The sequence below is a fragment of the Cryobacterium sp. TMB3-10 genome (genome assembly GCF_004402305.1).
GTDB lineage: Bacteria > Actinomycetota > Actinomycetes > Actinomycetales > Microbacteriaceae > Cryobacterium > Cryobacterium zongtaii.
Map to the genome: position 1 here is coordinate 103,967 of NZ_SOGH01000025.1, position 10,849 is coordinate 114,815.

The 10,849-nt window shown below is 67.2% G+C and carries 8 protein-coding genes and 1 pseudogene; 7 read left to right on the forward strand and 2 right to left on the reverse strand.

Features of this window, described 5'->3' with window-relative positions:
• Positions 1–24: 24 nt before the first annotated feature.
• The 6 genes from E3T22_RS13900 (at position 25) to E3T22_RS13925 (ending at position 8,049) form a co-directional block, all read left to right on the forward strand.
• Entirely contained in the window at positions 25–1,464 is a 1,440-nt protein-coding gene (locus tag E3T22_RS13900) for a glycoside-pentoside-hexuronide (GPH):cation symporter (protein ID WP_088457275.1), read from the forward strand.
• 34 nt (positions 1,465–1,498) lie between these two features.
• Entirely contained in the window at positions 1,499–3,043 is a 1,545-nt protein-coding gene (locus tag E3T22_RS13905) for a UxaA family hydrolase (RefSeq protein ID WP_134407848.1), read from the forward strand.
• Positions 3,043–4,038: a sugar kinase gene (locus tag E3T22_RS13910; RefSeq protein ID WP_088457273.1), complete on the forward strand. Its 996-nt coding sequence runs from the start codon at positions 3,043–3,045 to the stop codon at positions 4,036–4,038. The genes E3T22_RS13905 and E3T22_RS13910 overlap by 1 nt, the downstream gene beginning before the upstream one ends.
• On the forward strand, positions 4,035–4,682 hold the full coding sequence (locus E3T22_RS13915) for a bifunctional 4-hydroxy-2-oxoglutarate aldolase/2-dehydro-3-deoxy-phosphogluconate aldolase (protein ID WP_134480926.1): 648 nt from the start codon (positions 4,035–4,037) through the stop codon (positions 4,680–4,682). Before E3T22_RS13910 ends, E3T22_RS13915 begins: the two co-directional genes overlap by 4 nt.
• A 123-nt stretch (positions 4,683–4,805) precedes the next feature.
• On the forward strand, positions 4,806–7,070 hold the full coding sequence (locus E3T22_RS13920) for a bifunctional diguanylate cyclase/phosphodiesterase (RefSeq protein WP_134480925.1): 2,265 nt from the start codon (positions 4,806–4,808) through the stop codon (positions 7,068–7,070).
• 100 nt (positions 7,071–7,170) lie between these two features.
• Positions 7,171–8,049 (forward strand): SDR family oxidoreductase, encoded by an 879-nt coding sequence (locus E3T22_RS13925; protein WP_134480924.1) that lies wholly within the window; start codon positions 7,171–7,173, stop codon positions 8,047–8,049.
• A gap of 79 nt (positions 8,050–8,128) precedes the next feature.
• Here E3T22_RS13925 and E3T22_RS13930 read toward each other — a convergent pair whose 3' ends face one another.
• Positions 8,129–8,542 (reverse strand): PLDc N-terminal domain-containing protein, encoded by a 414-nt coding sequence (locus tag E3T22_RS13930; RefSeq protein WP_088458119.1) that lies wholly within the window; start codon positions 8,540–8,542, stop codon positions 8,129–8,131.
• 260 nt (positions 8,543–8,802) lie between these two features.
• On the opposite strand from E3T22_RS13930, the gene E3T22_RS13935 reads away from it, so the two are divergent.
• Positions 8,803–10,353 carry a diguanylate cyclase gene (locus tag E3T22_RS13935; RefSeq protein ID WP_134480923.1) on the forward strand — a complete coding sequence of 517 codons (1,551 nt, stop codon included), beginning with the start codon at positions 8,803–8,805 and terminating at the stop codon, positions 10,351–10,353.
• Positions 10,354–10,385: 32 nt separating this feature from the next.
• Here E3T22_RS13935 and E3T22_RS13940 read toward each other — a convergent pair.
• Positions 10,386–10,849 (reverse strand): annotated as a pseudogene (locus E3T22_RS13940) (L-arabinose isomerase); the annotation flags it as partial.

A 10,849-nucleotide genomic window follows, 5' to 3' on the forward strand; every position in this document is an offset into this window, starting at 1 on the left:
AAATCGAAAGTGTGTATGTGAGTCATGGCAATTCAAACTGGTATTGAAGCTGGGGAATCAGCCCCAGCTGCTCCTCAGCCCGGGACCGCCACCATCGAGCGCATCTCCACCAAGGAGAAGGTCTCTTATGGGTTCGGCGACTTCGGCAACGGCTTCATGTTCGACCTGGGTCAGTCGTACCTGACCAAGTTCTGGATCGACACCGCCGGCATTGCCGCGGGCGTCGTGGCCCTCATCTTCTCGCTCGCCAAGATCTTCGACGCGTTCATGGACCCGATCGCGGCGGCCTACATCGACAGCCGCAAGTTCGGCAAGCGCGGCAAGTTCCGCCCGGTGATGATGGTCTCCTCGATCCTCCTCGGCGTGATGACCGTGGTCACCTTCACGATGCCCGACGTCAGCATGGGCTGGAAGATCGCCTACGCGGCCGGCACCTACGCCATCTGGGGCCTCATCTACTCCTTCACCAACGACCCGTACGGGTCGCTGGCCTCGGTGATGACCCGCAACATCAAGGACCGCGCCCAGCTGGCCACCACCCGCCAGGCCGGTTCGCTCGGTGCTCAGTGGATCTGCGGCTTCGCGTTCATCCCGATCATGATGGTGTTCGGCGGCATGACCGGCGCCAACTACATGTGGGCCTCCGCGGTGTTCGCCCTCATCGGCATCATCTCCTTCTACATCTGCTACCGCGGCACCAAGGAACGCGTCTACGTCAACCGCGCCGTGGGCTTCGAGCAGAACGGCATGAAGGACTACGCCAAGGCGATCTTCACCAACCGGCCGCTGCTCGGCCTGGTGCTGATGACCCTGTTCACGATCTCCGCCATGAACGTGAACAACATGATGATGATCTTCTTCGCCGAATACAACCTCGGCAACATCGCCCTGCAACCGGTGCTGAACCTGGTCATGATCGGCGCCTCCATCGTGGGCATCATGTTCGTGCCCCGTCTGGTCGGCCGATTCGGCAAGAAGCGCACCGCCATGGGCGGATTCATCATCGGTGTGATCGCCAACGGCCTGAACTTCATGATCCCCACCAACCTGTGGACCTTCATGCTGCTGGTGACCATCGGCTACATGGCCCTGGCCATCCCGAACGCCGTCACCTGGGCGTTCGTCTCCGACACCATCGACTACGGCGAATGGCACACCGGAGTGCGCAAGGAGACCATGACCTACGCGGCCTTCAACTTCTCCCGCAAGATCGCCCAGTCCATTGCCGCCCTCGTGGGCGCCGGGATGCTCGCCGTCACCGGCTACATCGCCCAGGGCGCCAGCCAGTCGGAGGAAACCCTCTTCGGTATCAAGGCCGTGATGACCCTCTACCCGGCCGTCGCCCTCGCCCTGGCCGCCGTGATCGTCTACTTCCTCTACAACCTGTCCGACGACAAGTACACCGCCATCGCCCACGACCTCGAAGCAGGCCGCTGGGAAAAGGGAATCATCGGCCAGGCGTAAGCCCGACCGTCTCGCTTATCTAAGGACTCATTTCATGTCACACATCGACAGCATCACCACCGGCACTTCCGTGCTGGTCATGGCCGAGGGCGACGACGTCGCGGTCGCCCTCCGAGACCTCCAGCCGGGGGAGACCCTCCCCGTCGGCGACGGTCTCCTCACCGTCACCACGCTCATCCCGAGCGGCCACAAGGTCGCCCTCACCGACCTCGACGTCGGCGCCACCGTGCACAAGTACGGCCAGTCGATCGGGGTTGCCACGGCGCCGATCAGCCGGGGCGAGCAGGTGCACAGCCACAACATCGGCATGGACCTCGCTGCCCGCACCCACGAATTCGGCACCGTGCACACCGAGCTGCCGGCCCCGACGGCCCGCCGAACCTTCGACGGTTACCGCCGCGCCGACGGCCGGGCCGGTACGCGTAACTACATCGCGATCCTCACCACGGTCAACTGCTCCGGAACCACTGCCAAGCTCATCGCCGACAGATTCCGCGGTGGCGCGTTGGACGGGTTCGAGAACGTCGACGGCGTCATCGCCCTCACCCACCAGAGCGGCTGCGGCCTCGTGCTGGAAAGCGAAGGCGCCCAGGTGCTGCTCCGCACGCTCAACGGCTATGCCAGCCATCCCAACATCGCGGGCGTCCTGATGCTCAGCCTCGGCTGCGAGATGACCCCGACCAGCCTGGTCCTCGCCGAGGGCGCCCTGCCCAGCGACACCGTGGTGGAGTCCCTGTCGATCCAGGAGACCGGCGGCATGCGCAACACCGTCGCCGCCGGCGTCGAGAAGATCCTCACCCTGGCCGAACAGATCAATAACCGCCACCGCGAACCCATCGACATCTCCGAGCTGGTGCTGGGCCTGAACTGCGGCGGCTCCGACGGTTACTCCGGCATCACGGCCAACCCGGCCCTGGGCTGGGCGTCGGATGTTCTCGTGGCGCACGGCGGAACATCCGTTCTCGCCGAGACCCCGGAGATCTACGGCGCCGAGCACCTGCTCACGGCCCGCGCCACCACCCCCGCGGTCGGTCACAAGCTGATCGACCGGATCGATTGGTGGGAAACCTACATCCACGCCAACGGCGGCACCATGGACAACAACCCCTCCCCGGGCAACAAGGCCGGCGGTATCAGCACCATTCTGGAGAAGTCGCTGGGCGCCGTTGCCAAGGCCGGCCACGCCGATCTCGCCGCCGTGTACGAGTACGCGGAACCGATCGACACCCGCGGCCTGGGCTTCATGGACACCCCCGGGTACGACCCGGTCTCGGTCACCGGCCTGGTCGCCGGCGGGGCCACCGTCGTGGTCTTCACCACCGGCCGCGGCTCGGTCTTCGGCTGCAAGCCCACCCCGAGCATCAAGGTGGGCACCAATACGGAACTGTTCCTGCGCCAGGGCGACGACATCGACATCGACGCCGGCCGGATCGCCGACGGCAACGCCACCGTAGACGAGGTCGGCGCCGAGATCCTCGAGATGATCATCGCCGTCGCCAGCGGCACCCAGACCGTCAGCGAAGAATTCGACGTGGGCCAGGAAGAGTTCGTGCCGTGGCACATCGGGGCCGTGACCTAATGGGTGCCTCGCAGCCAACCGTGGTCTGCTTCGGCGAGACGATGGGCATGTTCACGCCCACCAGCTCGGTGCCGTTGAACACCGCGACCGGTTTCACCCTGGGCACCGGCGGTGCCGAATCGAACGTCGCCATGCACCTGGCCGAACTCGGCCACGCCGTGGCGTGGGCCAGCGCCGTGGGCACCGACCCGGTCGGCACCAAGATCATCGACGCCCTCGGCGCCGCCGGCGTCGACACCCGGTGGGTCGGCCGCACCGCCGACGCACCAACCGGGCTCTACCTCAAGGAGCCCGACACCGGTAGCGGAGCACACGTGTTCTACTACCGCCAAGGCTCGGCGGCATCCACGCTGAAGATCGCGGATGCCGACGGCTGGCCCCTGGCCGGCGCCCGGTGGATCCACACCACCGGGATCACCCCCGCGTTGTCGGACAGCTGCTCCGCTCTTGTGGAACACGTGCTCGACCACGCCGCGGACTGGGGGGCGTCGGTCTCGTTCGACATCAACTTCCGCCCCGGTATCTGGTCGGTTCTGGATGCCGCGCCGCGGCTGCTCGCCCTGGCCGAGAAGGCAACCGTCGTCCTCGTCGGACTCGATGAAGCCGCCGTGCTGTGGGGCTGTGCCACCGCGGCCGACGTGCGGGCCCTGCTGCCCCGGCTGCCGTATCTGGTGGTGAAGGATTCCTCGATCGATGCCACCGAATTCGCCCTCGCCGCGGACGGCACCGACACCGTCACGGTGGTGCCGGCCCGCAAGGTCGACGTCGTCGAACCCGTCGGCGCGGGCGACGCCTTCGCCGCCGGCTACCTGTCCAGCCTGCTCTCTGCGGAACCCTCCGCGGAGCGCCTCGAGCGCGGTCACTCCCGCGCCGCCTGGGCGCTGGGCAGCCGCCAGGACTTCCGCCCGGGACTCGGCCAGCGGATGTCGGCCGACGAACCGTCCGCGCCAGCCACCCACGACCGTACGTTCGACCTCAGGAGAGAACCCGCATGACCTCGTCCACCAGCACCACCACCCAGCCTCTCAGCGCCACCCAGTGGTTCCCCGGCGACTTCTTCCGAGTCCCCGTCATCGCGGTCTTCCGCGGGCTGTCGGCCGCCGAAGCCGTACGCCTGTCGGTGCGCGCCTGGGACGCCGGGGTTGAACACGTCGAAATCCCGATCCAGACCCTCGACGCCGTCCCCGTGCTGCAGGCCGTCGCCGACGCTGCTGCCGAACGAGGCCTCGTGATCGGCGCCGGCACCGTGACCACGATCGACCAGCTCGACGCTGCGACGAACGTGGGCGTCGCGTTCACGGTCTCGCCCGGCCTCGACCCGGCCATCGTGGCCGAAAGCGTGCGCCGCGGCATCCCGCACCTGCCGGGCATCGCCACGGCCACCGAAATCCTGCAGGCCCGCGCCCTGGGTCTCACCTGGGTGAAGGCGTTCCCCGCGTCCCTGCTCGGAGCGGCCTGGGTCAAGGCCCAGAAGGGTCCGTACCCGGACACCAACTTCATCGCCACCGGCGGCGTGACCGCCCTGAACGCGCCGGAATTCCTGGCCGCGGGCACCAGCGTGGTCGGCCTCTCCGGCGCTTTCGCCGACGACGCCCAGCTCGACCTTGTGCGCGCCCTGATCGCCGGCACCCGCAAGTAACAATTCGCATCGCCCGGGCCCCGCGACCGCACGGTCGCTGGGCCCGTTCTGGTCGCCAGGGACCAAAGTCACGGCCGGCCGGGCGGTAGGCTGAGCGGAGATCTGAGGGAGAGTCACGTGTGGGTGAACTGGCGTGACAGAACGCATCGCGGCGATGGGGACCGATGGCTGATCTGGGCCGTTTTTGTGCTTGTGGCGGCGTACACGCTCGGACTGCTTCTGAACGGTGCGGGCCCCAGCCCCCTCGTTGACATCTGGTTGGGCGAGCTCACCCAATGGGTGCCCGTCGCGGTCTTCTGGGTGGCCGTTGTGCGCACGGGCTTCGCCCGTGGCGACGTTCTCTTCGCCACGCTCGCGGTGACGTTCAATGCCGCCGCCGACACTTACTACGTGCTCGCTATGGATGCGGGCGGCGAACTGCCGTTCCCGTCCCCGGCCGATTTCGGATATCTGCTGTTTTACCCGCTGATGCTTCTCGCCCTCGTGGCTCTTGTCCGCAGACAGATGCGCGGCCTGGCCTGGTCCGTCCTGCTGGATAGCGCGGTCGGGGCCCTCGGCGCTGCCGCGGTCCTCGCTGCCGTCCTCGGCCCGGTGCTCACCGAGGCGGCCGATGAGTCCGCGATCCTGGCCACAGCCGTCGCGGTTGCTTACCCGGTCTTCGACCTGCTCCTCGTCGCCGCGATCGCCGGCATCGCCGCCGCCCCGGGCTTGCACATCGGCTCGCGCTGGGCGTTTCTGGTCGGCGGCCTTGTCGTCTTCGCCGGCGCCGACGTGGTCTATGCGCTGCTGGAGGTGAGTGGCACCTACATCGTCGGCGTTCCGCTCGATGCCGCGTGGGCGCTCGGTCTCGCCCTGATGGCGGTGTGGGTCGACGCGACCGACCGCCCCCAACGCGGCATCGTCGTGGGCGCCCGAAAGACCCCGGCCCTGTTCGTTCCCGCGGTGGCCGTCGCCGCCGGACTGGGCGTACTCATCCTCGGCACGCAGGTCGTCCAGCCGGTTGCCGCGGTCATCCTGGCCAGCCTCACCGTGTCCCTGGCCGCGATCCCGCTGGTATTCCGGCAGCGGCTGCTGCGCCGGCAGGCCCGGACCGACGACCTGACCGGGCTGCCCAACCGGCGGGCGCTGTACACGGATGCGCCCGCGCTGCTCACCCTCAGTCGCACGCCCTCCCGTCAACGGCACAGTGCGCTCCTGCTACTCGACCTCGACAGGTTCAAGGAAGTCAACGACAGCCTCGGACACGACGTCGGCGACAGGCTGCTGGTGCTGGTGAGCGGCCGCCTGGCGGCAGCGCTGCCGCCGGGAGCCAGGCTGGCCCGGCTCGGCGGCGACGAATTCGCCATCCTGCTCGCTGATGCCGGCGAGGCCGAGGCCACCGTCGTGGCGTTGGGCCTGCGGGACGCGCTCGCCCAAACCTTCGCCCTCGAGGGGCTGGCCGTGCAGACCAGTGTCAGCATCGGCATCGCGTTGTTCCCCGAGCAGGGCCGCGACCTCAGCGATCTGCTGCGCCGTGCCGACATGGCGATGTACAAGGCCAAGTCCGGGCGGCACGGCCACCACGTGTACCAGTCCGAAGATGACAGTCACGGCGACACCAGGCTGCGCACCCTGCAAGACCTGCGCCTGGGCCTTACCGACGACCAACTCGTGGTGTACTACCAACCCAAGATCGGTCTGCAAAACGGTGAGGTCACCGGTGTCGAAGCACTCGTGCGCTGGCAGCATCCGACCCGCGGGCTGCTGCTGCCCGAGGACTTCCTCGACCTCGTCGAGGAATCGGGGCTGATGCACGCACTCACCCGGATCGTGCTGACCAAGGCTCTCGATCAAGCCGTGCTTTGGCACGCTGGTGGCCACGCCCTGACCATCGCGGTCAACATCTCGGCCAGCTCCCTCGTCAACGTCGAGTTCCCGGAGGAGGTCGTGCGCATGGTCAACGCACGACGGCTGCCGGCGTCGGCGTTGATGCTGGAGGTCACCGAAGACTTCTTGATGAGCGACAGGGACCGGGCTAGGGACGTGCTCACCCGGCTGCGGGAAGCCGGAATCCAGATCGCGGTCGACGACTTCGGCACCGGCTACAGCTCGCTCTCCTACCTGCGCGACCTGCCCATCGACGAGCTCAAGTTGGACAGGTCATTCGTGTTGCCGATGACCCATGACGCCCGCGCGGCCTCGCTGGTGGCGTCCACCATCGAGCTGGCGCACAGCCTGGGCCTGCGAATGGTTGCAGAGGGTGTCGAGAGCAGTGTGGCGTACGACGAGCTGGCCCGATACGGCTGCGATCATGCGCAAGGCTTCTTCATGTCGCGGCCGATTCCGGCCCTGGAACTGGACGAGTGGTTAGCTACCCGCCACGATCTGGAACCGGGCGCCGTGAACTGAATCCGGCTCCTGCCGTGACGATCGGCGGGCTGGACGCGTCTCAGTCATGAACCTGGCAAGCCGTGTACCGGCTTCGACCCTTCGCCAGCAAGGAGCTTTCATGACCGACGTCCAGAACCCCGTCACCAGTTATCACACCGGCGGCTTCCCGCTGCAGCAGCAGGACCAGCCCGGCCTCACCACGGCGACCGTGCCGCGCCCCGACCACGGCGAAGACACCTATGTCGGCACCGGGAAGCTCGTGGGCAAGCGGGCGTTGATCACCGGCGGTGACTCGGGGATCGGCCGTGCCGTCGCAATCGCCTTCGCCAGGGAGGGTGCCGACGTGGCCATCTCCTACCTGCCCGAAGAGCAGGAAGACGCCGAAGACACCGCCTCGCTCGTGCGGGCTGCCGGCCGCACCGCGGTGCTGCTGGCCGGCGACATCCGCAACGAACAGCACTGCATCGACATTGTGGGGCACACCACGGCTCAGCTCGGCGGTCTCGACATTCTCGTGCTGAACGCCGCGTACCAGGAGAACCGCAACGGTCTGGAGACGCTCTCGACCAAGGAGTTCGACAGGGTCTTCAAGACCAACCTCTACGCAACGCTGTGGATCGCCCGTGCCGCGATCCCGCACCTCAATGCGGGGTCGTCGATCATCACGACCACGTCGATCCAGGCGTCCAGCCCGTCACCGGAACTGATCGACTACGCGATGACCAAGGCGGCGCTGGTCGCGTTCACCCAGGCCCTCGCCCAGCAGCTGGGATCCACCGGGGTGCGGGTCAACGCCGTTGCACCCGGGCCGATCTGGACCCCGCTGATCCCCGCGACCTCGTGGCCGGAGAAACTGCCGACTTTCGGTCAGGACACACCGCTGGGTCGGGCCGGGCAGCCCGCCGAGCTGGCGTCGGCGTACGTCTACCTGGCGTCGACGGACTCGTCGTACACGTCGGGTGCCGTGCTGCCGGTCACCGGCGGACGCGAGTTCTAACCCGAGCGCGAACACAGCGACAGCGGGCGGCGGCATCTCGGATGCGCCGCCCGCTGTCTGTGCTCGTCGGTCGACCGGATCAGACGACGTCGGATCGGGCCTGGGTGTTACCCAGCGCCCGGTCCTTCAAGACCGCGTACTCACCCTGGCTGATCGCTCCGGAGTCGAGGAGCTGCTTGGCCTGGGCGATGTCTTGCGCGGGATTGCTGCCGGCGACACTTCTGATGTACTCGTCGGTACTCGCCCTCTCCTGCATCCCGGCGCTGACCTGGCGCTCCGCCATACCGCGGCCGCGTGCGATGACGTACACGAGCACGGTCAGGATGGGCACGAAGACCATGAACAGCAGCCACGCCGCCTTCGCCCATCCGTTCAGGGTTCGATCCCGGAACACGTCGATGATCACGGCGAAGAGTGCGAATAGGTAGGACACGAACACGAATGTCCAAAAGAAGAATCCGATGAAATCCCAAAAATTAGACCAGAAACTCATGGTCGGCACCTTTCCCTGTAACGTCTGGCCGAGGCCCTGCCGCCGCATGGGGCAGCGTGTCACAGTCCTTGGCTGGTAATCACGTTAATCACGCAGGGCGGTTCTGGATCACCCGGAATGGGTGAGAACGGCACCGCGCGAACCTGAGTTGGGGGAGGCCGTGGACGGCTAGGCTGAGCGACAACAGTGCGTCCTCTCCCTCGAGAAGACCTCCGGCGGGTTTTGACACATCGGAACCGACTGTTGGGGAGGGGGACACAGTGACGGCAATCGAACTGGCGGTCGATGACCGGCTGGCGTGGGTCGAGCGCCAGTACTGGATCGACAAGGATGTCGCGCTCGCTGCAGCCGAAGACTGGCTGGCGGAGTTGGGAGCAGGCGAGCACGGTGCGCTGAGCCGGCGCCTCGAGGTGCAGATCGCCTCGATCATGACCCGGAGGGGAGATCCGAGCCAGGGAGCCACCGATGTGCAGCGCATTCTGCGTTGGGCGGAGCGGCACGGCGAGCTCACCCTGCAGTCCCGCTGCCACGACGTTCTCGGATCGGTATTCGAGATGGTGGGCGACCGGGCCCTGGCCCTGGAACACGCCGTCGCCACGAACGACCTTCTGAGCGAGACCGAGAGCCCCCTGATGCGGGCTGCCGCCCGCCTGACCCTGGCCGACGCCCTCGGCTCCACTGGATCGTTCGACGAGGCACGCCGCCGCTACAACGAGGCACTTCGTCTGGTCATCGACGACCCTGAAACCAGCATCCGCTACATGATCTTGAACAACCTCGCCTTCACGGAGTACCTGGCCGGCAATCAGGACGACGCACTCGTCGCGGTCGAGAGCCTGCTCGCGCTGTCCGAACTCAACAACCGCCCGATCGGCATGTACGCCCGCGACACTATCGCCAGGGTTTACCTCTCTGCCGGACGGCTGGAGGAAGCCGAAGCGACCCTGGTGGCGGCCATCGAGGCCAGGCCGGTCGACTTCCACCCCGACAGCATCGCCGCCGCCCAGGTCACCCTGGCCGAGACCTGTCGCAGGCGGGGGCATCTGGATGAGGCCCAGGCCGTCGTCGACCAGTGTCGGGAGCTCACCCGGGAGAACGGGCTCGTGCGCTGGGCCACCGAGCTCATGCGCGAGCAGGCGGAGATCTACGCCGAACGAGAGGATTTTCGGGCGGCGTTCGAGGCCTACCGCAGTTACCACGAACAGTCCATCGCTCTCGGCGCCAGCGAGAACGAGGCGCGCGGACGCATCCTCGAGGCGATGTTCCAGACCGCTGAGTCCCGCCGGGAAAGCGAGCGCTACCGCGAGATGGCCGAACGCGACCCTTTGACAGAGCTACGCAATCGTCGGTTCGTCGACGAGCACCTCAGCAACCTGTTGTCCCTCCTCCGCGAGGGTGGCGCACCCATCGCCATCGCGATGATCGACGTCGACCATTTCAAGCGCATCAATGACACGCTTTCGCACGAGGTCGGTGACGACGTGCTGCGGACGCTCGGCCGCATTCTGACGCAGGCTGTCGCGTCGGTTCCCGGGGCGATCGCGGCGCGTCTGGGCGGGGAAGAATTCCTTCTCATTCTGCCCGCCCACGACGCGGCCGCCGCGGGCGCACTGTGTGAAAAGGTGCGGCTGGATGTGGCCGGTCACGATTGGTCGCCCATCGACGCCGGCTTGCGGGTCACCGTGAGTCTGGGCGTCGCGCTCGCCCCGGACGATGCGGCCACGAGCTCGTCGCTGTTGCGGGCCGCCGATGTGCGCATGTACGTGGCCAAGCGGGACGGCCGCAACCGCGTGGTGCACGCCGGCGCCTGACCCATTTCGCCCAAGTGGTCGGCGGCCGAGTGTTACAGGCCTTGCGCCAGGCGGTAGTACGCCTGGTTCCATCGGACCTCGCGGGAGAAGTCCCGCAGGGTGGTGGTTTCATCGATCACGAGGAGCTCGGTTTGAGCGATCTCGGCGAAGTCTTGGAACACCTCGATGCCGACGGCTGTCGACATGACGGTGTGGTGGGCGGCGCCGGCGGTGAGCCAGGCGGCGGCGGAGGTGGCGAAGTCGGGTGCGGGCTTCCAGACGGCACGGCCGACGGGGAGTTTGGGTAGCGCTTGGGTGGGTTCGACGACCTCGACGACGTTCGCGGTGAGGCGGAACCTGTCGCGCATGTCGCTCATCGCGACGACCACGGCGGGGCCGGGGGCGGCATTGAAGACCAGGCGCACCGGGTCGTCTTTGCCGCCGATGCCCAGCGGGTGGATCTCCAGGGTCGGCTTCTCGGTGGCCAGTGACGGGCTGACCTCGAGCATGTGGGCGC